The sequence below is a fragment of the Arthrobacter sp. sptzw32 genome (assembly GCF_059089735.1).
Genome location: NZ_JBNHEZ010000003.1, coordinates 131,760 through 152,829, shown reverse-complemented (window position 1 = coordinate 152,829; position 21,070 = coordinate 131,760). Strand labels below are relative to the sequence as shown.

General features: G+C 66.5%; 20 protein-coding genes and 2 tRNA genes. 13 read left to right on the top strand and 9 right to left on the bottom strand.

Annotated elements, in window-relative coordinates:
* The first annotated feature begins 22 nt into the window (after positions 1-22).
* On the top strand, positions 23-1,141 hold the full coding sequence (locus AC5RVN_RS07280; protein ID WP_494040941.1) for a zinc-binding dehydrogenase: 1,119 nt from the start codon (positions 23-25) through the stop codon (positions 1,139-1,141).
* A gap of 44 nt (positions 1,142-1,185) precedes the next feature.
* Here the strand turns inward: AC5RVN_RS07280 and AC5RVN_RS07275 are convergent, their stop codons facing one another.
* The gene (locus AC5RVN_RS07275; RefSeq protein ID WP_494040940.1) at positions 1,186-2,085 is read right to left on the bottom strand and encodes a LysR family transcriptional regulator; all 900 of its coding nucleotides are present in this window, start codon (positions 2,083-2,085) and stop codon (positions 1,186-1,188) included.
* A 139-nt stretch (positions 2,086-2,224) separates the two neighbouring features.
* Between AC5RVN_RS07275 and mmsB the strand changes: the two genes are divergently transcribed.
* The gene (gene mmsB, locus AC5RVN_RS07270; RefSeq protein WP_494040939.1) at positions 2,225-3,127 is read left to right on the top strand and encodes a 3-hydroxyisobutyrate dehydrogenase; all 903 of its coding nucleotides are present in this window, start codon (positions 2,225-2,227) and stop codon (positions 3,125-3,127) included.
* Positions 3,128-3,140: 13 nt separating this feature from the next.
* On the top strand, positions 3,141-4,625 hold the full coding sequence (locus AC5RVN_RS07265) for a CoA-acylating methylmalonate-semialdehyde dehydrogenase (RefSeq protein WP_494040938.1): 1,485 nt from the start codon (positions 3,141-3,143) through the stop codon (positions 4,623-4,625).
* 6 nt (positions 4,626-4,631) lie between these two features.
* On the opposite strand, the gene AC5RVN_RS07260 is transcribed toward AC5RVN_RS07265, so the two are convergent.
* From AC5RVN_RS07260 to AC5RVN_RS07250, 3 genes are read right to left on the bottom strand one after another with little or no spacing between them, the layout of a single operon-like run.
* Complete coding sequence (locus AC5RVN_RS07260) at positions 4,632-5,144, bottom strand: hypothetical protein (protein ID WP_494040937.1); 513 nt, start codon at positions 5,142-5,144, stop codon at positions 4,632-4,634.
* 13 nt (positions 5,145-5,157) lie between these two features.
* Positions 5,158-6,375, bottom strand: a complete 1,218-nt coding sequence (locus AC5RVN_RS07255) for a winged helix DNA-binding domain-containing protein (protein WP_494040936.1) — start codon at positions 6,373-6,375, stop codon at positions 5,158-5,160.
* Between the two features lie 45 nt (positions 6,376-6,420).
* Positions 6,421-7,290, bottom strand: coding sequence for an SGNH/GDSL hydrolase family protein (locus AC5RVN_RS07250; protein ID WP_494104685.1), 870 nt, complete (start codon positions 7,288-7,290; stop codon positions 6,421-6,423).
* A 77-nt stretch (positions 7,291-7,367) separates the two neighbouring features.
* Between AC5RVN_RS07250 and AC5RVN_RS07245 the strand changes: the two genes are divergently transcribed.
* Positions 7,368-8,018, top strand: coding sequence for an alpha/beta hydrolase (locus AC5RVN_RS07245; RefSeq protein WP_494040934.1), 651 nt, complete (start codon positions 7,368-7,370; stop codon positions 8,016-8,018).
* Between the two features lie 30 nt (positions 8,019-8,048).
* Here the strand turns inward: AC5RVN_RS07245 and AC5RVN_RS07240 are convergent, their stop codons facing one another.
* On the bottom strand, positions 8,049-8,282 hold the full coding sequence (locus tag AC5RVN_RS07240) for an RNA-binding S4 domain-containing protein (protein ID WP_494040933.1): 234 nt from the start codon (positions 8,280-8,282) through the stop codon (positions 8,049-8,051).
* Positions 8,283-8,314: 32 nt separating this feature from the next.
* Here AC5RVN_RS07240 and AC5RVN_RS07235 point away from each other — a divergent pair, with 32 nt between their 5' ends.
* From AC5RVN_RS07235 to AC5RVN_RS07225, 3 genes are all read left to right on the top strand, one after another.
* Positions 8,315-9,307, top strand: a complete 993-nt coding sequence (locus tag AC5RVN_RS07235; RefSeq protein WP_494040932.1) for a DMT family transporter — start codon at positions 8,315-8,317, stop codon at positions 9,305-9,307.
* 135 nt (positions 9,308-9,442) lie between these two features.
* A complete protein-coding gene (locus AC5RVN_RS07230) occupies positions 9,443-10,828 on the top strand; it encodes a glycine--tRNA ligase (RefSeq protein ID WP_494104687.1) in 1,386 nt (461 codons plus the stop codon).
* A 2-nt stretch (positions 10,829-10,830) separates the two neighbouring features.
* Positions 10,831-11,859, top strand: a complete 1,029-nt coding sequence (locus AC5RVN_RS07225; RefSeq protein WP_494137489.1) for a GNAT family N-acetyltransferase — start codon at positions 10,831-10,833, stop codon at positions 11,857-11,859.
* Between the two features lie 76 nt (positions 11,860-11,935).
* On the opposite strand, the gene AC5RVN_RS07220 is transcribed toward AC5RVN_RS07225, so the two are convergent.
* Entirely contained in the window at positions 11,936-12,694 is a 759-nt protein-coding gene (locus tag AC5RVN_RS07220; RefSeq protein ID WP_494104735.1) for an alpha/beta hydrolase, read from the bottom strand.
* A gap of 84 nt (positions 12,695-12,778) precedes the next feature.
* On the opposite strand from AC5RVN_RS07220, the gene AC5RVN_RS07215 reads away from it, so the two are divergent.
* The 6 genes from AC5RVN_RS07215 (at position 12,779) to AC5RVN_RS07190 (ending at position 19,087) form a co-directional block, all read left to right on the top strand.
* Positions 12,779-14,245 (top strand): YibE/F family protein, encoded by a 1,467-nt coding sequence (locus AC5RVN_RS07215; protein WP_494104689.1) that lies wholly within the window; start codon positions 12,779-12,781, stop codon positions 14,243-14,245.
* Between the two features lie 70 nt (positions 14,246-14,315).
* Positions 14,316-15,491 (top strand): tRNA dihydrouridine synthase DusB, encoded by a 1,176-nt coding sequence (gene dusB, locus AC5RVN_RS07210; RefSeq protein WP_494040928.1) that lies wholly within the window; start codon positions 14,316-14,318, stop codon positions 15,489-15,491.
* Positions 15,475-16,773 carry a deoxyguanosinetriphosphate triphosphohydrolase gene (locus tag AC5RVN_RS07205; RefSeq protein ID WP_494137488.1) on the top strand — a complete coding sequence of 433 codons (1,299 nt, stop codon included), beginning with the start codon at positions 15,475-15,477 and terminating at the stop codon, positions 16,771-16,773. The genes dusB and AC5RVN_RS07205 overlap by 17 nt, the downstream gene beginning before the upstream one ends.
* A gap of 52 nt (positions 16,774-16,825) precedes the next feature.
* Positions 16,826-18,742, top strand: coding sequence for a DNA primase (gene dnaG / locus AC5RVN_RS07200; RefSeq protein ID WP_494137487.1), 1,917 nt, complete (start codon positions 16,826-16,828; stop codon positions 18,740-18,742).
* 76 nt (positions 18,743-18,818) lie between these two features.
* Positions 18,819-18,891: transfer RNA gene (locus AC5RVN_RS07195), tRNA-Asn, on the top strand.
* A gap of 123 nt (positions 18,892-19,014) precedes the next feature.
* Positions 19,015-19,087 (top strand) — tRNA-Asn (locus AC5RVN_RS07190).
* A gap of 50 nt (positions 19,088-19,137) precedes the next feature.
* Here AC5RVN_RS07190 and AC5RVN_RS07185 read toward each other — a convergent pair.
* The 3 genes from AC5RVN_RS07185 to AC5RVN_RS07175 form a co-directional block, all read right to left on the bottom strand.
* Positions 19,138-19,545 (bottom strand): hypothetical protein, encoded by a 408-nt coding sequence (locus AC5RVN_RS07185; protein ID WP_494137486.1) that lies wholly within the window; start codon positions 19,543-19,545, stop codon positions 19,138-19,140.
* A gap of 94 nt (positions 19,546-19,639) precedes the next feature.
* On the bottom strand, positions 19,640-19,828 hold the full coding sequence (locus AC5RVN_RS07180) for a hypothetical protein (RefSeq protein WP_494040924.1): 189 nt from the start codon (positions 19,826-19,828) through the stop codon (positions 19,640-19,642).
* A gap of 4 nt (positions 19,829-19,832) precedes the next feature.
* Positions 19,833-21,056 (bottom strand): multidrug effflux MFS transporter, encoded by a 1,224-nt coding sequence (locus AC5RVN_RS07175; protein WP_494040923.1) that lies wholly within the window; start codon positions 21,054-21,056, stop codon positions 19,833-19,835.
* Positions 21,057-21,070: the final 14 nt, after the last annotated feature.

Genomic DNA, 21,070 nt, shown 5'->3' with positions numbered 1-21,070 from the left:
ATCGACGAAGTCAGGATTTCCCATGAAAGCAGCCGTTCTTTACTCCACTGTCCCGCCCGGAACGAGCTACACCGACGCGCACCCCCTTCGGGTCGAGGAGCTCGACCGGCCGGAACCCCGGGCCGGCGAGCTGGGCATCACCATCACCTGCTCAAGCCTGTGCCACTCCGACCTGTCAGTGGTGGACGGTTCCCGCGTCCGGCCCCTTCCCATGGCACTGGGGCACGAGGCCGTAGGACGCGTTGCCGCAGTGGGGGAGGGCGTGACGGATGTTTCCCCCGGAGACCACGTGGTCCTCGTCTTCGTCCCCAGCTGCGGTGCCTGCCGCGCGTGCCGGGCAGGCCGCCCCGCACTCTGCCACCGCGCTGCGGAAGTCAACGGGACCGGGGACCTCCTGCACGGCGAGGCCCTGCTGCGGACGCCTGCAGGGGAACGGATCAACCACCACCTGGGGGTCTCGGCGTTCGCCGACTATGCAGTGGTGGCGCGGGAATCGGTGGTGGTTATCGACGACGACGTCCCGGACACTGTTGCAGCAATGTTCGGGTGCGCCGTACTCACCGGAATGGGAGCGGTAATGAACACCGCTGCAGTCCAGCCCGGCCAGTCAGTGGCGGTCTTCGGACTCGGCGCCGTGGGGCTTTCGGCCGTTATGGCCGCCGCTCTCGCGGGTGCCTCCTCCGTGATTGCCATCGACCCGAATGCCGGCAAACACGGGCTCGCCCTGAAGTGCGGCGCCACGGCGGTGGGGACGCCGGACGAGGCTTCCCGTCTTATTGCTGAGGCCGCGGGTGACGGCGTGGACACTGCCATCGAAGCTGTGGGATCAGCACGTGTCATCACCTCCTGCCTTGAACACGTGACCCGCGGCGGCGCCGTGGTCTCCGTGGGACTGCCGCACCCCACTGCGGAGCTGACGGTGCCCGCGCTCCAGTTCGCGGGAGCGGGCAAGCGGCTGCTCGGGTCCTATATGGGCGACGCCGTTCCAGGCCGGGACATCCCCCTCTATCTCCGGTACTGGCGGGAGGGCAGGCTCCCCGTTGAGCTGCTGCACACGGACACCCGGCCGCTGGAGGAGATCAACGAAGGCCTCGATGCGCTCGCCGCAGGACAGGTGGTAAGGCGGCTCTTCCAGGCCTGACATGGATCCTGCTCCAATTGCAGCAGGATCACGCGCCCGCCGCATCAGGCTGCCAACAGATCCTGGCGTTCCGCCACCTCTTCCTGCAGCGCAGCAATCACGGCCTGCACCCTGGCGGACCGCAGCGCTTCCGGCCGGGCCACTGCCCAGATGGGCACCTGGCGCTGGAAGGAGTCCCGGAGCACCGGAACGAACCCTGGATCCCGGGCCACCATAAAGCTGGGAAGCAACCCGATGCCGGCACCGCGGCGTACCGCCTCCACCTGGGCGAAAATGCTCGTCGCCTGGAAACTGGACTTAGGCATCGGCAGCTGCGAGGACCGGTGGCCCAGTTCGGCCACCTGAAGTGCCGACTCCACGTAGGAGACGAAGCCATGCTGCCGCACACCGTCGGGCGTTTCCGGTAATCCCCTCCGGGCGGCGTAGGCGGGGCTGGCGTAGAGCCGCAGGAAGTAGTTGGTCAGGAAGATGGCCTGCGCGTTGCTCACGTCCGTGCGTCCCACCACCACCTCCAGGTCCACGCCGGAGCGGTTCTGGCTGACCTTGCGCGTGGCACTGAGCATCTCAACATTGAGCATGGGATGCCGGTGCTGCAGCCGGACCAGCGCAGGCGTGACGAATTCGGCGCCGAAACCGTCAGAGGTGCTGATCCGCACCATGCCGGCGAGAGCGTCCCGGTCCTGGCCTGTGACCGCAGCCAGGGAACCCAGGGTTTCCTCGATCCTCTCGGCCGCGGCGACGGCCGAAGCGCCCAGCTCCGTCAATTCCCACCCGTGCGGGCTGCGCTCCAGCGTGCGCCCGCCCAGTTGCTTGTCGAGGGCGAGGATCCGCCGGGAAATAGTGGTGTGCGTGGTACCAAGCGTTTCTGCGACGGCATTGAAACGCCCCAGCCGGGCCACGGTCAGCAAAATCAGCAGGTCGTCCGGACTCGGTAGCCGCGCCACTCATCACCTTCCATCCGTGTGCATCAGTGCACATACTGTCTGTGTTTTTTCCCCTTGATTGCACTGTAACAGGGGTGTGATGGTGGACACAGACCTTCCGGCTGCCTTCGGCCGGGGACACAGCAAAGGAGCTTGGACCATGGCAGTAGTCGGTTGGATTGGGTTGGGGAATATGGGCGGTTCCATGTCGGGGAACCTCGCCAAGGCGGGCCACGACGTACGGGGATTCGACCTCAACCCCGCCGCGCTCGCCGCAGCGGAGGCCGGAGGGGTCAAACCGGTGGGAAGCATCGCCGAGGCTGTGGCCGGCGCCGACGTCGTCTTCACCATGCTGCCGAAGGGCGAACACGCCAGGGCCGTCTACCTGGGCGCGGACGGGGTGCTGGCCCATGCCGATACGCGCACCCTCCTGGTCGATTCCTCCACTATCGATATCGCCGCAGCAAAGGAGCTGCACGACGCCGCCGCTGCCGCCGGCTTCCGCTTCGTTGATGCCCCTGTCTCAGGCGGGATGAGCGGCGCGGCAGCCGGAACACTCACCTTTATGGTCGGCGGTGAAACTGGTGCCGTGGCCGATGCTGCCGGCTTCATCCAACCGATGGCCGCAAACATCATCCCCACCGGCGGAGCCACCACCGGCCAGGCGGCCAAAATCTGCAACAACCTGATGCTCCTGATCAACCTTGCCTCTACAGCCGAGGGCGCCGTGCTGGCGGACCGGCTTGGCCTCGACAAGAAGGTGTTTTGGGATATCGCCTCCGTCTCCTCCGGGGACAGCTGGGCCTTGCGCACCTGGTACCCCGTTCCCGGCGTCGTCCCCACCGCGGCATCCAACAACGACTTTGCGCCCACGTTCACCGCCGAACTGGCAAACAAGGACATCGGCTTGGCCATCAGCGCTGCGGAAGACACCGGCACGCCCCTGGAAATCGGCAAGCACGTCCAGCAGCTGTACCAGCGCCTTATCGATGCGGGCGAGTCCGGCAAGGACTGCTCCATGATCATCAAGCTCGTTGACGGTTCCCTGGATTCAGCAAAGTAGAAGAGAGACTTTCATGCAAACCATCCCGCATTACATCAACGGCAGCCGCGTCACCGACGCGGAACGCTTCGGCCCCGTCTTCAACCCCGCCACAGGAGAGCAGGAAAAGCAGGTGGCGCTGGCTTCGGCCGCCCGCGTGGAGGAAGCCATCGCCGCGGCCAAGGCCGCACTGCCGGCGTGGCGGGCAACGAGCCTGGCCAAGCGGACCAACATCTTCTTCCGCGTCCGCGAAATCCTTAACCAGCGCAAGTCCGAACTGGCTGCCGTCCTTACCAGCGAGCACGGCAAGGTGCTTTCCGACGCCGAAGGGGAGATTTCCCGCGGGCTCGAGAACATCGAGTTCGCCACCGGGCTCTCCCACATGCTCAAGGGGGAACGCTCTGAGCAGGTTTCCAGCGGCGTGGACGTTCACTCCGTCCGGCAGCCTGTAGGCGTGGTGGCCTGCATCACCCCGTTCAACTTCCCGGCCATGGTGCCGCTGTGGATGATCGGCAGTGCACTGGCGTGCGGCAACACCGTCCTCCTGAAGCCGAGCGAAAAGGATCCCTCATCGGCCGTATTCATCGCGGAAGTCTTCGCGGAAGCGGGGCTGCCCGCCGGCGTGCTGAACGTGGTCCAGGGAGACAAGGAAGCGGTGGATGTCCTGCTTGAGCACCAGGACGTGAAAGCCGTCAGCTTCGTGGGCTCAACGCCCATCGCGCAGTCCATCTACAAGCGCGCGGCGGACCACGGCAAACGGGTCCAGGCACTGGGCGGGGCCAAAAACCATATGGTGGTCCTGCCTGACGCGGACCTGGACATGGCAGCCGACGCGGCCGTGTCGGCTGCCTACGGCTCAGCGGGTGAGCGGTGCATGGCAGTGAGCGTGCTTGTTGCGGTGGGCAACGTCGCTGACGACCTCGTGGCGGCCATCAAGAGCCGGATGGCGACGCTCACCATCGGCCCGGGCACGGACCCGGCATCGCAGATGGGCCCGTTGATTACGGCGGAGCACCGTGAGCGGGTGGCCTCCTACGTGGCAGGCGCAGAGGACGAAGGGGCCACGGTGGTTGTTGACGGCCGCTCGCAGCAGTTCGATTCAGACGGGTTCTTTATTGGCGTCAGCCTGGTGGACAACGTCAAGCCGGGCATGAAGGTGTACGACGACGAAATCTTCGGGCCTGTCCTGTCCGTTGTCCGCGTGGATACCTACAATGACGCCGTCCAACTGGTCAACGACAACGAGTTCGGCAACGGCGTTGCCATCTTCACCCGTGACGGCGGCGCCGCCCGGCAGTTCGAGTTCGACGCGGAGGCGGGCATGGTGGGCGTGAACGTGCCCATCCCGGTGCCGGTGGGCACCTTCTCCTTCGGCGGCTGGAAGAACTCGCTGTTCGGTGACACGCACATGTACGGGCCGGACAGTATCCGCTTCTACACCAGGGGCAAAGTGGTCACCACCCGGTGGCCGGACCCCGCGACGTCGGTCATCGACCTGGGCTTTCCGCAGGTCGACTGAGGCGCGTCAGCCGTTCATGATCTCGCCGCGGCGGGCCATGTACTCCTCAACGGACAGTTCGCCGTTGCTGTACTTCTCATCCAGCTCCGCCAGCCTGCGCGCGCGGTAGCCCTGCGGGGCCGACGGCGGCGGGGGAGTTGCAGGGGCGGCCGGCTGCTGGGGCACCTGGGGTTGTCCCTGCACCGGCTGGCCCTGCTGGTATTGCCCATGCTGTTGCTGCCCGTACGGCGGGAACTGCTGGTCCATCGGCGGGACCGGCTGGACGGGCGGCAGCGGCTGGGGCCGGTCAAGGCCGCGGAATCCGCCGCTGAAGTAGTCCTGCTGGGTGAAGCCGTCCCGGGGCTGTTTGTTCTGCGGGCCGGCTGAGCCCGGGAACTGGCCTCCGCCCGGGAACTGCTCGGGGTAGCGCCCCAGGAAGCTCTGCTCCTGGTTCCTGCGGGCCACAGACTTCCGGTACATCCGCATGGCCATCGGGATCAGGAATGACAAAATGATGATCCAGAAAAACAAGTTGCTCACGGTGCCGTGCCTCTCATATGTGTCCCTCAAGCTTAGCCCCGGAGTGCACGCGAACGGCCGGGAGCCCGGTGAATGCGCCGTACCGGTCCACTGCTTCCTGCACTGCCGCGGCCACTGGAGAACCCGGCGTCCCAGCGGAGAGTGACAGCCGGATATCCAGCTCGCAGCGGCCGGGAAGCAGCGTATGCCGCCAGGCGCCGGCCATCTTCCCGTCCAGCAGCACCACGTGCATCGGCTGGCCTTCAGAGGGAAAAGCGGGTGCGCTGCCCCCGAGGTAGTGCCGGGTGGCGGAATAACCCATGATGTATTCGTCGTAGCACTGGACCAGGTCGATCCGGGGCCGGCCTTCCGGTGAGACGGCGGCTCCGTCTCCTGCCCCGGCTTCAGGACTGCCGGACTCAGCATCGCGGGCGCCAGTGCCGGCGGCTTCAGGACTGTAATAGAACACGACGCCGTCTATAAGGGCTGAGGCGAGAGCCCCCGGTTCAGTTTCCAGGGTGAGCTGCAGGCCCTTCCTGACGTCCGTCATGGTCATTCCCGACCAGTCGGCGCAGTCCTTGGCTGTGGCAGGACCGCGGCCAGTGAAATAGCGGCGGGCGAGTTCGGCCAACGCCTCCTCCCGGGTGGGCGCCGTCCCTGGCCCGGCGGGAACCCGCTCTTCAAAAAGCGCGTATGTCTGCTTCAACGCTCCGCCACGGCTTCGCACGGGCGTCCCGCTCACCAGGACCCCGCTGATTTCGGCATGCATAATCAGGTAGGCCAGCTCCAGGCCCTTCGCCGTAAACCCGGCCCCGCGCAGCCGGTCCGCAAGGCCTTCACGGGTCAGGTGGTTTCCGTCCGCAACAGCCCGTGCCAGCACGTCGGCGCTCCGCGCGGCAGCGGCCGCGTCAATGCCGGTGCTGCGGTAGGTGAAGGCATTGGCCTGCTCAAGCCGTGGCCCGGAGAGCGCACGGAGCCAGCGCAGATCGTCCCGGTGAACGAAGTGCCAGGTGGGCCGGAGGATGTGGGTGCGCAGGATCCGGCCGTCCGCCACAGCCTGTTCAATGTCAGCAGCCGTCACGGGTGCACGTCCGGCGGCCGATACGCGCTGGGCGAGACTCCACCGCGCGTACGGAAACTCCTGTGCCTGCACGGCCAGGAGCCTCCGGAGTGCCGCTTCGGGAGAGGCCGCGGCAGGTGCCCGGAGCAGCTGGGACCGAAGCCGCATCCGCACCACCGCATGGGGTTCCATGCCTGCCCGCCTGAACTGGCCGCCGTCGGGATTATCCTGCGGGCGCTAGCGCCTGGCAGCCTCGGTGGTGCCCAAAGGACCCTCGCCGGATCCCAACGGCACGCCGGGGCCAAAGACTGGCCCCGGCGTCGGACGCTTGGCGGTGATTCCATCTCCGGAGGACTGGTGCCGCAGCCGGCGCAGCACCCAGGGCACAAAGTACTCGCGCGCCCACACCAGGTCACCGGAGCGCGCCTCGCGCCAGGTGCGGGAAGGCACAGGCTTGGGCTGGAGCGGCTCCAGTGTGTGCTCAACGTTCAGCGAGTCCAGCACCATGGCCGCGATGGTGTGGTGGCCCAGCGGAGAGAAATGCAGGCGGTCCTGGTCCCACATCTGGGGATCGCTGAGCTGGCGCAGGGACCACATGTCCGCGATAACGGCGTCGTGCCGGGCAGCCACGGTGCGAAGGTTCTCGTTGTAGATGGCAACCTTGCTGCGGATCCTGCCCAGCACTGACGAGCCGGTGTCGGGGCCGTTAAAGAGGACCACGGTGGCGCCGCCCATCGCCAGGATCTGCACCACGGAATCGAGTTTTTCGGCGAGCGCGTCGGGGTCACCGCCAGGGCGGATGAGATCGTTGCCGCCGGCCGAGAGGGTCACCAGGTCCGGCTTCAGTGCCAGGCACGGGGCAAGCTGCTGGTCCACGATCTGCTGCAGCAACCGGCCGCGCACGGCGAGGTTGGCATAGGCGAAGTCGGGCTGGGTGCGGCCCAGTTCCTCCGCCACACGGTCCGCCCAGCCGCGGTAGCCGCCGGGGCTCGAGGGCTCGGGATCGCCGATGCCCTCGGTGAAGGAATCGCCCATTGCCACATAGCGGGTCCAGGGGTGGGATCCGGCGTGGGCGGTGGGGGTTCGAATGGCACTCGTGTCAGTCACGGTCCTATCCTGCCTTCCGCTTCGCTGGCTACGCGAACGTAGGTTGTTACCTGGGGGTAACTGTAAGAATGGAAACCATGACCGAAGCCGAAGTATTTCCTGCCCCTGTTGTTTTGTGGTCACATCCGGAGGACCAGCGCGACGGCAGGCCGCTGCTGGTGCTGCTGCACGGCTACGGCGCCAACGAACAGGACCTGCTCAGTCTGGCTGACCTGCTGCCGGGGGACTTCGCCGTGGCCTCAGTCCGGGCCCCCATCGCCATGGGCCCGGGCTTCACCTGGTTTCCGCTCACGGCCTCCATCGAGTACTCGCTGGATCGGGTCAAGGCAGCGTCGTCCTTTGTGCTGGATTGGATCGACACCATCAAAGTAGGACACCCCTCGGTGTCACTGCTGGGCTTTTCCATGGGAATGGCCATGGCCACCACGCTCCTGCGGCAGCGCCCCACTGACTTTGCGGCCGTCGTCGGGCTCTCGGGCTTTGTGGTGGACGCGGGCGGCGACCCCAGCTTCAGGGACTCCGAACTGGACGGCACCATTCCCATGTTCTGGGGCCGGGACCAGCAGGATCCGGTGATCACTCCGGACAGGATCGACTACACCATGGGCTGGGTCCGCAAGCACGTCAAGCTCACCAAGGTGCTGTACACAGGCATGTGGCACGGGATCAACCAGCAGGAGATCGGGCACGTGGGTGAATTCCTCACCCACGAGGTGCTGAAGAAATAGGCGGACGACGCCGGGCGCCTGCCCGGGAGGTCAGCCCGCCTTCGGTGCCACCACCCGGACGGTCTGCCCGTTCACTGTGACGGTGTCCCCGTGATGCAGCTGCCGGCCGCGGCGGTCATCGATTTCGCCGTTGACTTTGACGAGCCCGTTCCTGATGAGATCCGCCGCCTCCACGCCGTCCTCCACAAGGCTGGCGAGCTTGAGGAGCTGGCCGAGGCGGATCATACTGTCGCGGATGGGAATGTCTTCAACGGGGTTGCTCATGAAGCAATGATGCCTGACGTAAGGTGGATTCGGTGACCTCCAGCCCCCGCCTGCCGCTGCTCGCAGGCCTGCCGTTGGCGGTGGGCGCTGGGCTGGCCATTCCGCTTCAGGGCCGTGTCAACGGTGCCCTTGGTGCCCGTTTGGACGACGGCATTGCCGCTTCCGTCGTGAGTTTCAGCACAGGCCTTGTGGTGATGATCCTGATCTCGCTGCTGCTGCCGCGCGGCCGGGCCGGGCTGGCGCGGATCGTACCTGCCGTCCGCAGCAGGGCCTTTCCCCGGGTTTATGTTTTCGCCGGCGGGATCGGGGCGCTGTTCGTTTTTGCCCAGTCCTTCACGGTGGGCATCCTGGGTGTTGCCCTCTTCACGGTTGCCACCGTTACCGGCCAAACCGTCAGCGGCCTGCTCGTGGACCGGTTGGGCATCGGGCCGGCAGGCAAGAGACCCGTCACCGCGATCCGGCTCATCGGCTGCCTGCTGACCATCGCCGCTGTCGCCTGGGCAGTTTCGCCCCGGTTCACCGGAACCGGCGGGGGAGCGCACGACGGCGGTCCTGCTTTCCTGGTGCTTCCCCTCCTTCTTCCCGTCGCGGCCGGGTTCCTGATGAGCTTCCAGCAGGCCATGAACGGAACGGCAACAGCCCATTACGGCACGCCCATTGCAGCTACCCTGGTCAATTTCGTGGCAGGTTCGCTGGTCCTCTGGACGGCGTATGCCATCAAGGTGGCCGTTGCCGGGCCGGGCAATCCGTTGCCGGGGGAGTGGTGGTACTACGTTGGCGGCCCGATGGGGTGCGTGTTCATCGGTTTGGGCGCCCTGCTGGTGCGCAGCCTGGGCGTCCTGGTGACGGGGTTGGGCATGATCGCCGGGCAGTTGCTCGGCTCGCTCGCCCTCGACGTGATCCTGCCGGCGCCCGGAAGCGTGGTTGCCCCGGCCACAGTGCTCGGCACCATCCTCACTCTCGCGGCCATCATCCTGGCCACCCTGCCCTGGCCTCGGGGCGCGCTCCACAGTGGGCACCGGTAGGCTAGGTCACGCAGCTTTCTGCATCTTCCTTCATCCGCCCCCGCGGCAGCCAGCGGTTGCACACCGCCGGCTTACCGCGGGCCCGAAAAACCGCGGACCGCACCCAGCGGCCCTGTAGAAATTGGAGTTTTCCCCATGGCAGCAAAATCCGTTCTCGACCAGGTCATTTCCCTCTCCAAGCGGAGGGGTTTTGTGTTCCAGGCCGGTGAGATCTACGGAGGTTCGCGTTCTGCCTGGGACTACGGGCCCCTCGGCGCGGAGCTGAAGGAAAACATCAAGCGCCAGTGGTGGCAGTCCATGGTCCGCGGCCGCGAGGACGTGGTGGGCCTGGATTCCTCCGTCATCCTGCCCCGCCAGGTATGGGAAGCCTCCGGCCACGTGGAGGTCTTCTCCGATCCCCTGGTGGAGTGCCTGTCTTGCCACAAGCGCTACCGTGCGGACCACCTTGAGGAAGAATACGAGGAAAAGAAGGGCCGCCCTGCCGAGAACGGCCTGAAGGACATTGCCTGCGCGAACTGCGGCACCCGCGGCGAGTGGACCGAACCCCAGGAGTTCTCCGGCCTGCTCAAAACCTTTTTGGGTCCCGTGGCCAGCGAGGAAGGCATGCACTACCTGCGGCCGGAAACGGCTCAGGGTATCTTCGTGAACTTCAACAACGTGCTCACCACTTCGCGCAAGAAGCCGCCGTTCGGCATCGGCCAGATCGGCAAGTCCTTCCGCAACGAGATCACGCCGGGAAACTTCATCTTCCGCACCCGCGAGTTCGAGCAGATGGAAATGGAGTTCTTCGTCGAGCCCGGCACGGACGAGGAATGGCACCAGTACTGGATGAAGGAGCGCATGTCCTGGTACACGGGCCTGGGCATCCGCCAGGAAAACCTCCGCTTTTTCGAGCACCCGCAGGAAAAGCTGAGCCACTACTCCAAGGGCACCACGGACATCGAGTACCGCTTCGGTTTCCAGGGCTCGGAATGGGGCGAGCTTGAAGGCATCGCCAACCGCACGGATTTTGACCTCTCCACTCATGCCAAGGCCTCCGGCACGGACCTGAGCTACTTCAACCAGGCCACGAACGAGCGCTACACCCCGTACGTGATCGAGCCTGCGGCCGGCCTCACCCGGTCCTTTATGGCGTTCCTGGTGGACGCGTACACGGAGGACGAAGCCCCCAACGCCAAGGGCGGCGTAGACGTCCGCACTGTCCTGAAGCTGGATCCGCGCCTGGCCCCGGTCAAGGCAGCCGTGCTGCCGCTGAGCCGCAACGAGGACCTGTCCCCGAAAGCCAAGGACCTCGGCGCGCAGCTGCGGAAGAACTGGAACATCGACTTCGACGACGCCGGAGCCATCGGCCGCCGCTACCGCCGCCAGGACGAAATCGGCACCCCGTTCTGCATCACGGTGGACTTCGACACCCTGGAGGACCAGGCCGTCACCATCCGCGAGCGGGACACCATGAGCCAGGAACGCGTCTCCCTGGACAAGGTGGAGGGCTACCTGGCCGCCCGCCTGATCGGCGCCTAGCCATGGCTATCGAATACCGCGAATGGCGCGAGGGCGACGACCTGGCCCTCCTGGAAATCTGGGGCGGCCCCGAAACGTACCAGGCGCGGCAGTTCCGCGGCGCCCTGGCACCGTCATCTGACGGAAGCGGCTCGCCATGGCGGCGCTGCATCGTGGCCGAGGACGTCATTGACGGCGTCGGCATTCCGGTTGCGGCGGGCGTTGTCTACGAGGCCTCACTGCACCCCGAGCGGCTGTGGGCCTACATCGAGGTGGCACGTGATCACCGCCGCTCCGGCATCGGCGCCACGCTCCTGGCCATGCTGCGCCGCGAAGCCGCGCAGTCGCCGTCGGGCGTGTCCAGGTTACGGGCCAAGGTGGAGCCGGGCACTCCGGGTGCCGCCTTCGCAGAGCATTTCGACCTTTCGCCTATCCAGCGGTCCCGGCTGGTGGTTGTGGAGCCGGGCGCCCTGCGGCTTCCGGTCTTCCCGGCCAAGGACCACGACGGCGGGCCGGCGAACGATGAGAACGCAGGCTCCGACGTCGTGATGGACCTGGCTACCGGGTCCGTGGAGCTGACCGATGTTGTGGGCCGCTATTACACGGCCATCCACGACTGGGATTCGCCGGGTGTGCTGTCCGTGGGCCAGGTGCAGAAGCTGTTCCTGGACGATCTGACCGGCGCGCACGGGGCCATCGTGCTGCGTGCGCAGCCGGAGTCCGCGTTCGGGGCGGGGGTTTCGCCCAGCAGGAAGGGCCGGATCAGGGCTTTCGCAGTGAGTTATGCAGCCCAGGCGCAGGGCCCGGAACAGGACACGGCGCCGCAGGGGGAACAGGTTCCTACTGACGTGTTCGTTGGGCACGAACCCGCGCTTGCCCCGGAGGACGCCGCCGAGGCCGTCCGGGACATGCTCGCGCTGATTGCTTACCAGCACCCGGTCATGCTGGAACTGGACGATTCAATGACGGCCCTTCGCGCCGCCGTCGAGCCCCTCCTCGAAAACGGCAAGGCGCGGCTCTCCGGTCCCGAAACCCTGGTCGTGTCGGACTAGGAAGACTGACCCACCTGACCCGCAGCGATCGTCCCCGGCGTTAACTGCGGGTCATGCGGGCAGCCTCTCTGCAGCGTTACAGGGTCACCTGGACGGCCGATGCCGGCAGCAGCTGGCCAAACCCGCGGGGAAGGGCAACATCCGCCCCGGTTGCGTCGTGGAATGCCTTCAGCACAAATCCCGTGGACAGCGAATGCCACAGGCCGATCTTGCGGAACATGAAGTGCCCCACGCCTTTCAGGGCAACGTACTGCATCGACTGGGCACCTGCGGCGGCCCGGCGGGCGAACGCGAGCGACGCCGGCGGGCTGGTCCACCTGTCGACGGTGCCGTGGACAATGAGCACCTTCCGGCCGGCCACTGCCGAAACCGGAGTCCCGGTGCTGAGCCAGGGCGCCAGGGCAACAACAGCTTCCACCTGGGGGTGGTCTGCAGCGCAGACGGCAGTCAGGCCGCCCATCGAGTGCCCCACCAGGAACACCGGAACGCCCGGGTGCCGGCTGCTGATCTGTTCAAGGGCCCAACGCGCATCCTGCAGCGGCGACATGTCGGCGCCGTTCCAGCCGCGCACGCTGTTGCGGAGGGACCACACCGCCAGTCCGTTCTGCCGGCCGGCCCGGTGCAGGTGCCGCGCAAAGGGGATCATCCGTGCCGGGCTCAGGTGGATGGCTTCCACCGGCTCGCGGCTGTGCGATTTTCCGCCGTGCAGCACCAGGGCAACCCCCAAGGTGGGCCCGGACGCCGGAAGAACACTGAGTGCGGCCTGGGGGGCGGCGTCAGAAGCAGTTCCGGCGGCATTGAAACGGCCGCTTTCTCCCGTGCTGCGGTTGGCCATGCCCGGTTCCTCCCAGTTCTGACGGTCCATTTATCAACCCTATGGTGCCGGACGTAGAGTTCAAGGTATGAGGTTCTACTGCTGATGGGCTCCGGTCACTCCCACGCTTCCACAGGCCATGCGGAGCCTTCACCGCAGGCAATGGCCGCCCGCCGGAAGGCAAACAGGATCCTCGCCGCGGTGCTGATTCCCCTGACGCTCCTGACCCTGGCCGGCATGGCGATGCTCTGGCCCTCCGGAAGCAAGGAGGGCATCTCCCTGGCCAACCCCTACTCCGCCGCTCCGGGGGTCACGTTCGACACCGGATCCATCCAAAGCGTCGTCACCGAGAACTGCATGCAGGGCGTCGCCCAGCAGGGGCCGGGCGAGCAAAGCCAAACCCAGCAAAGCCAAAACCAACAGGGACAAAGCCAGCAGGGATCTGACTGTACGTTTGCCTTTACCGAACCGGACAAGGGCGGAAGCCCCGTCAAGGTGGTCATCAACCCGGATGTCGCCAAGTCGCACGGGGTGAAGCCTGGCGACCAGATCCGGTACCTGAACCTTTCCAACGCCCAGGGCGCCTCCGCCTCCCAGGGTTCACCCGCCTTCATCTTCGTGGACTTCGTCCGGACCCTGCCGATAGTCCTGCTCGCACTGCTTTACGCTGCGGTGGTCATCGCAGTTGCCCGCTGGCGGGGCCTCCGGGCGCTGATCGGACTCGTGGGGGCCTACCTCGTGCTGGCCGGCTTTATGCTTCCAGGCCTGGTCGAAGGCAAACCGCCGCTGCTGCTGGCCCTGGTGGGGTCGACCGTGATCATGATCGGGGTGCTGTACTTCGCCCACGGCTTCTCGGCCCGGACGTCCACCGCCCTCCTGGGCACCATGTTCGGGCTCGGAATAACAGCGCTCCTGGCAGCCTGGGCCACCGGCGCCGCAAACCTTGCCGGCGTGGGCAATCACGAGGCAACCACCCTGGTGAACACCTCAACCAACATCTCCATCTCGGGTGTGATCCTGTGCGGGCTCATCATCTCCGGACTCGGTGTCCTGAATGACGTGACCATCACCCAGTCCTCCGCCGTGTGGGAGCTGTACGAACTGGCACCGGGTAGCAGCGCACGGAAACTGTTCACCTCCGCCATGCGCATCGGACGCGACCACATCGCCTCCACCGTCTACACCATCGCCTTCGCCTACGCCGGAGCCGCCCTGCCGATCCTCATCATCGTGATGCTCTACGACCGCCCGCTCGCGGACACCCTCACCAGCGCGGAGTTGTCGGAGGAGGTCATCCGGACCCTGGTCGGCTCCATCGGCCTGGTCCTGGCAATTCCGGTCACCACCCTCATTGCCGTGCTGGTGGTGAAGGCCACCGGCGCACGGGCAGTGGAGCCCGCGGGTTCCGGAGGCCTCCAAACGGAATCGGGCCAGGGTGAAGCCGCCGCTGCTGAAAGGCCGGCTCGTCCGCCCCAGCCCGCCGTCAACCCGGACGACGTCAGCGATACAGGCACGCTTGCCGCCGCTGCCCTGCAAACCCGGCGGGGGCGCAGGGCGGCCGAGCGGGACTGACGGCGGCGGTCACCGGGGGAGCGGGACCCGCGCGCACGCCCGATTTGCCCGGCTTTGCAACAATGGACAGGTGACTGTTGCAACTCCTCCCGCCCCCAAGCTGGAACTCCCGCCCCTGAGGCTGGGCCCCATCACCGTGGACACCCCGGTGATCCTGGCGCCCATGGCCGGCATCACCAACTCGGCTTTCCGCCGGTTGTGCCGTGAATACGGCGGCGGCATGTACGTGGCGGAGATGGTCACCTCGCGCGCGCTGGTGGAACGGACGCCTGAGTCCCTGCGCATCATCTCCCACGATGATGACGAAAAAGTCCGGTCCGTCCAGTTGTACGGTGTGGACCCTGGAACAGTGGGCCGCGCCGTCCGGATGCTGGTGGAGGAAGACCGGGCAGACCACATCGACCTGAACTTCGGGTGCCCCGTACCCAAGGTCACCCGTCGCGGCGGCGGCTCAGCCTTGCCCTGGAAAATCGACCTCTTCACCTCGATCGTGCAGACCGCCGTCAGGGAGGCCTCAAAGGGCAACGTCCCGCTCACCATCAAGATGCGCAAGGGCATCGACGACGACCACCTCACGTACCTAGACGCCGGCCGCATCGCCCGGGATTCCGGTGTTGCCGCCGTCGCCCTGCACGGCAGGACCGCGGCCCAGTTCTACTCGGGACAGGCGGACTGGTCCGCGATCGCCCGCCTTCGCGAGGCGCTGCCAGACATTCCGGTGCTCGGCAACGGCGACATCTGGTCTGCCGAAGACGCTGTGCGGATGGTCCGCGACACCGGTGTTGACGGCGTGGTGGTGGGGCGCGGCTGCCAGGGCCGGCCTTGGCTGTTCGGGGACCTGCAGGCAGCCTTCGAAGGCAGCGACACCCGCTTCCGGCCCAACCTGCGCCAGGTGGCCGAGGGCGTGTACCGGCACGCCGAACTTATGGTGGAAACCTTCGGCGACGAGGGCAAGGCGCTGCGCGAGATCCGCAAACACATTGCCTGGTACTTCAAGGGATACGTGGTGGGCGGGGAACTGCGGACCCGGCTGGCCCTGGTGACCAGCCTGCAGGTGCTGCGGGATACGCTCGCCGAACTGGACCTTGAATCGCCGTACCCGGGCAACGACGCCGAGGGTCCCCGGGGCCGCGCGGGCTCGCCGAAGAGGCCTGCCCTGCCCAAGGACTGGCTGGACTCGCGGGCGTTGAACGCGGACCAGTCCCGGGACATTGCTGCGGCGGAACTGGATGTTTCCGGTGGCTGAAACGCGCACTGCTGCCCCGGTCCTGCCGGGCTATGACACCCATGATTCCGCCCGCTGGGTGGAAGAGCCGCCCAAGAACATTTACCGGTCGGACTTTGAGCGTGACCGCGCCCGGGTGCTGCATTCCTCCGCGCTGCGCAGGCTCGGGGCCAAGACCCAGGTGGTGGCGCCGGACACTGACGACTTTGTCCGCACCCGCCTCACCCACAGCCTGGAAGTGGCGCAGGTGGGCCGCGAACTGGGACGCGCCCTTGGCTGCGACCCTGACGTGGTGGACACTGCCTGCCTCAGCCATGACCTCGGCCACCCGCCGTTCGGCCACAACGGGGAATCGGCGCTGAACGAGGTGGCCCACGCCATCGGCGGTTTCGAAGGCAACGCCCAGACCCTCCGGCTGCTGACCCGCCTCGAACCCAAGGTGCTGACGGCAGACAACCAGCCGGCCGGGCTGAACCTCACCCGGGCCAGCCTCGACGCGGCAACGAAGTACCCCTGGTCCGCGCTGGAAGCCCCGGTGATCCACGGCCAAAGGACCAGCAAGTTCGGCGCCTACGAGGACGATCTCCCCATCTTCAACTGGATCCGCGAAGGCGCACCGGAACGCCGGTCCTGCCTGGAGGCGCAGGTCATGGACCTCGCCGACGACATCTCCTATTCGGTCCACGACGTCGAGGACGCGATCGTCGCCGGACACTTCCAGCTCCGCTGGATGGACAACCCGGACCACCGCGCCCGGGTGGTGGGTTATGCCAGGCAGTGGTACCTGCCGCACAACGACCCCGCCGCCATCGATGCCGCCCTGGCCCGGCTGGAGGCAACCGACGTGTGGGTGCGCGAAGCGGACGGCAGCCGCAAGTCCATGGCAGCCCTGAAAAACATGACCAGCCAGCTCATTGGCCGGTTCTGCCAGAGCGCCCTGGAAACCACGCGTGCGGTCTACGGCCCGGAAAACCTGACCCGCTACAACGCCCAGCTCATGGTGCCGGACGAGACCATCATGGAGATCGCGGTCATGAAAGGCCTGGCCACCACCTTCGTGATGACCACCGAGCACCGCCAGCCGATCTACGAGCGCCAGCGCGAGGTGCTGCACGCCCTGGTAACCGCCCTGAGCGCCACCGGGGACCGCCATCTCGAGCCGATGTTCGCGGCGGACTGGCGTGACGCTCCCGACGACGGAGCCCGCCTTCGCGTCGTAATCGACCAGGTGGCGTCACTCACCGACGGTTCGGCGCTCGCTATGTATGAACGCCTGGTGGGGAGCCTTCCGTCACTGTGGTGAGGAACGCCATAAGGCGCCCGGCGCCGTCGTACCCCGGGGCTAGGATGGCTCTGTGGCTGGGCTGATCAAACGTGAAGACATCGACGAAGTACGCCAGCGCACTGACATCAAGGAAGTGGTGGACGGCTACGTCACGCTCAAGGGCGCGGGGCTGGGCACCTTCAAGGGCCTGTGTCCGTTCCACGACGAGCGCTCGCCGTCCTTCACCGTCCGCCCCCAGGTAGGCCGCTACCACTGCTTCGGCTGCGGCGAGGACGGCGACGTCATCGCGTTCGTCCAGAAGCAGGACCACAGCTCCTTCCAGGAGGCCGTGGAGAAGCTGGCAGCCCGGATCGGCTACGAACTCCGGTACGAAGACGGCGGAACAGGGCCCAGCCGCGAGGAAGTCGGGCGGCGGCAGCGGCTGCTGGATGCCCACAAAATCGCGGATGAGTTCTTCCAGGCGCAACTGCTGACGCCCGGTGCCGCCGAGGGGCGGACCTTCCTGCACGGCCGCGGGTTCGACCGCGCCGCCGCCGAGCAGTTCGGCGTCGGCTACGCCCCGCAGGGCTGGGACTCGCTGCTCAAGCACCTGCGCAACCGCGGCTTCACCGATTCCGAGCTGAAGCTCACCGGCATGTTCTCTGAAGGAAACCGCGGCATTTACGACCGGTTCCGCGGCCGCCTCATCTGGCCCATCCGCGACATCGCCGGCGACACCATCGGCTTCGGTGCCCGGAAGCTCTACGAAGACGATCAAGGGCCCAAGTACCTGAACACCCCGGAGACCACCCTCTACAAAAAATCCCAGGTGCTGTACGGCATCGACCTCGCCAAGCGCAACATCGCCAGGGACCGGCAGCTGGTGGTGGTAGAGGGCTATACGGATGTGATGGCCTGCCATCTGGCAGGGATCCCGACGGCGGTGGCCACCTGCGGCACCGCGTTCGGCACCGAGCACATCAAGGTCGCCCGCAGGCTGCTGTCCGACGACGGCACCGGGGGAGAGGTCATCTTCACCTTCGACGGCGACGCCGCGGGCCAGAAGGCGGCATTGCGTGCCTTTGAAGAGGACCAGCGTTTCACCGCCCAGACCTTTGTTGCCGTGGAGCCCACGGGCGCTGATCCGTGCGACCTGCGCCAGACCAGGGGCGACGAGGCCGTGCACGCGCTGGTGGAGTCCCGGCGGCCGCTCTTCGAATTCGCCATCCGCAGCACGCTTCAGCAGTTTAACCTGGACACCGTGGAAGGCCGGGTGCAGGGCCTGAAAGCGTCCGTACCGGTGGTTGCCGCCATCCGTGACGCATCCACCCGCACCGGATACTGCCAGGCGCTCACGGGCTGGCTGGGCATGCCGGACCCCAACGAAGTGCTGCGCCTGGTAACTGCCGCGGTAAAACGCGGAGACCAGGCAGGGCCACCCGCAACAGATGCCCGGACTTCCGCACGTGCCGCCCTGCCGGGCGGTCCGGGCGTCGCTGCCGGGCCGGTGCAGGGCGCCGTCCCGTCCTTCCACCGCCCGGACCCGCGCGATCCTGTGGCGTCCATGGAGCGGCAGGCCCTGGAGGTGGCACTGCAGGAACCCGCACTGCTCCGTGGAGGGGTCTGGGAGCGCTTTTCCGCTGCCCGGTTCGCCACCCCGGCTTTCCAGGCGGTCCACGACGCCATGCGCGCCACGGACCCTGCCCTCACGGCCGATCCCGTGCGCTGGGTGGAGCATGTGATGAACGAAGTCCCCGAACCGCTGCGGCCCCTGGTGTCCGAACTGGCTGTGGTGCCATTGCCCGCCAGCACGGAGGAAGCAGTGCAAAAGTATTGCCGGGACATCCTCGCGCGGCTTTTCGAACTGCAGATCACCCGGGTCAAGGCCGACAAGATGGGCCAGCTCCAGAGGCTGGACCCGACGGCAGACCCGGAGACCTACCAGCGGCTCAACCGCGAGCTCATGATGCTCGAAATGGAACGCCGGGCGCTCCGGGCGGAGGCCTAGCAGGTCCCGCAGGCCCCAGGGGCGGGCCCGATTTCGTTTCCAGGCGGAGTCTTTGCTAGGCTAATACCCGCTTCATTCCTCCTTAGCTCAATTGGCAGAGCATTCGACTGTTAATCGAAGGGTTGCTGGTTCAAGTCCAGCAGGAGGAGCGCGCAATCCCCGTTCCGGACTCCGGAACGGGGATTTTTTGTACCCTCAAAGCCTTCCCGGCCCGGCACAACCGCCGATTTCACTTTGGCGTGGATCCTTTGCTAATGTCATACCTGCTTCATTCCTCCTTAGCTCAATTGGCAGAGCATTCGACTGTTAATCGAAGGGTTGCTGGTTCAAGTCCAGCAGGAGGAGCCCAGGGAAAAATCCCCGTTCCTCCATTGGAGAACGGGGATTTTTCTTTCCTAGACGAAGTCCATCTCCACTTGAAGAAACCGCTCCGCCTCGGCTACGGCGGCCAGGAACGCCTCCTGCTCGGTAGGCGACCTCCGCGGCTGGCGCGGGTTCCACTCATGCGGCGCCGAATGGATGCGCACAAAGCCCGTTTCCGGGGGCGCATAAAAGATCCCAAAGCGCTGGACGGGCCACTCGGGCGAGGTTTCCGGGGCTACCAGCAGCGCTGCTTTGAAGGCGGGGTTGTACCACTGGGCGATCGGACGGCGGCGGTCCTCCGTAAACAGGCCGGCGGCGTAGAGGGCGGCGGACTGCTCGCCGCTCTGGGCACGCAGCCGGTCCCACCACAGTGGCAGTATCCGGGCATCGCACCGTTGCCACGTGGCCGGAAGCGGCGGTTGGTTCTGCCGGCGGGACACGGACACAGTTTATCCCGTAGGGCACCGCGACGGCAGACATGGCGCCGCGGTCCGGCCGTGCCGCGGGAACGTCGGGGAAGCCCTGCGGCCAGTATCAGGGCCGGTTCCAGGGCCCCGGGTTGACGCGGTACAGCAAAGCCGCTCCTGCAATCATGCCCAGGGCGATCCCCATGGCAGGGTTGCCCAGGGCCCGGCCTGCAAAATAGCCGGCGACGGCGCCAAGCACCGCTCCGAGGAACAGGCCCCGGCGGTTCCGGTGCGGCTTTCGCCGTGGATGCTTCATGGCTTCAGTGGATCGAGGGGACGGTGCGTGGCCGTACCACCAGCCAGAGGGCTGCGATGGCCAGCAGGATGCAGGCACCCTGCACGGCGCCCATGGGAGCTGCGCTGTTGATGCCCAGCCAGCCGACCACAGGGGAGATGAGCCCGGCCATCATGAAGGTCGCGAAGCCGAGCAGGGAAGCAGCGGTGCCGGCCTGGGCGGCGTGGCTGGCCAGGGCGAGCACCTGCACGCAGGGAAACATAAAGCCGGTGCCCATGATGTAGAACCACAGCGGGACCATCACGCCCCAGAGGCCGAACCCCAGCTGGTCGAACACCACGATCAGCATTGCCATCACGAACATCCACGCCGTGGCGCCGGCAAGGATCCACTGCGGCGGCACGCGGCGGATCAGCCGCGAACTCGTCTGGATTCCGGCCACGATGCCCAGCGAATTGATGCCGAAGAGCAGGCCGTACTCCTGGGCGGAGAACCCGAAAACGTCTTGGAACAGGAACGGGGACGCCGAAAGATAGGTGAACAGGCCGCCGAAGTTCAGGCCAGCCACCATCAGCAGCCCAACGAAAACCCTGTCGGTGAAGAGAACACGGTAGCGCTGGCGGGCTGTCATGCCGCTTTGCCGGCGTTTTTCCGGCGGCAGCGTCTCGCGCACCAGGAACAGGGCGGCGACGATGACCAGGGTGCCGTAGGCGGCAAGGAAAACAAAAATCCCCGGCCACGGCATCACCAGGAGCAGCTGGGAGCCAATCACAGGCGCGAGGATCGGCGCCAGCCCGCTGACCAGGGACATGCGGGAGAACATCCTGACCAATGCATAGCCGGAGAACAGGTCCCGGACCATGGCCATCGCCACCACGCCGCCGCCGGCAGCGCCCACCCCCATCAGCACGCGGAAAATACCCAGGGTGGTGATGTCCGTGGACAGGGCTGCGCCGAGCGAGGCTGCGATATGCAGGGCCGTGGCCAGGATCAGCGGAGTCCTCCGGCCGAACCTGTCGCTGAACGGGCCCACCACCAGCTGGCCGAGGGCGAAGCCCACGGTCGTTCCGGCGAGGGTCAGCTGGACCTGGGCCTCACTCACGCCCAGGCTCGCCTCCAGTGCGGGAAAGGCGGGAAGGTAAAGATCGATCGTGAACGGACCCAAGGCCGTCAGGGCACCGAGGAGGAGGATGTACAGAAGTTTCCGGCGTCGGCTCAACAGGTCGCCCGGATTGCTGGGTGTGGTCACGGAGATTAATCCTA

Excerpts from the sequence above, each read along its gene's own strand:
- AC5RVN_RS07280 (WP_494040941.1), top strand. The coding sequence starts at position 23 with ATGAAAGCAGCCGTTCTTTACTCCACTGTCCCGCCCGGAACGAGCTAC.
- mmsB (WP_494040939.1), top strand. The coding sequence starts at position 2,225 with ATGGCAGTAGTCGGTTGGATTGGGTTGGGGAATATGGGCGGTTCCATG.
- AC5RVN_RS07265 (WP_494040938.1), top strand. The coding sequence starts at position 3,141 with ATGCAAACCATCCCGCATTACATCAACGGCAGCCGCGTCACCGACGCG.
- AC5RVN_RS07255 (WP_494040936.1), bottom strand. The coding sequence starts at position 6,375 with ATGGAACCCCATGCGGTGGTGCGGATGCGGCTTCGGTCCCAGCTGCTC.
- AC5RVN_RS07245 (WP_494040934.1), top strand. The coding sequence starts at position 7,368 with ATGACCGAAGCCGAAGTATTTCCTGCCCCTGTTGTTTTGTGGTCACAT.
- AC5RVN_RS07240 (WP_494040933.1), bottom strand. The coding sequence starts at position 8,282 with ATGAGCAACCCCGTTGAAGACATTCCCATCCGCGACAGTATGATCCGC.
- AC5RVN_RS07230 (WP_494104687.1), top strand. The coding sequence starts at position 9,443 with ATGGCAGCAAAATCCGTTCTCGACCAGGTCATTTCCCTCTCCAAGCGG.
- AC5RVN_RS07225 (WP_494137489.1), top strand. The coding sequence starts at position 10,831 with ATGGCTATCGAATACCGCGAATGGCGCGAGGGCGACGACCTGGCCCTC.
- AC5RVN_RS07220 (WP_494104735.1), bottom strand. The coding sequence starts at position 12,694 with ATGGCCAACCGCAGCACGGGAGAAAGCGGCCGTTTCAATGCCGCCGGA.
- AC5RVN_RS07215 (WP_494104689.1), top strand. The coding sequence starts at position 12,779 with ATGGGCTCCGGTCACTCCCACGCTTCCACAGGCCATGCGGAGCCTTCA.
- AC5RVN_RS07205 (WP_494137488.1), top strand. The coding sequence starts at position 15,475 with ATGTTTCCGGTGGCTGAAACGCGCACTGCTGCCCCGGTCCTGCCGGGC.
- AC5RVN_RS07180 (WP_494040924.1), bottom strand. The coding sequence starts at position 19,828 with ATGAAGCATCCACGGCGAAAGCCGCACCGGAACCGCCGGGGCCTGTTC.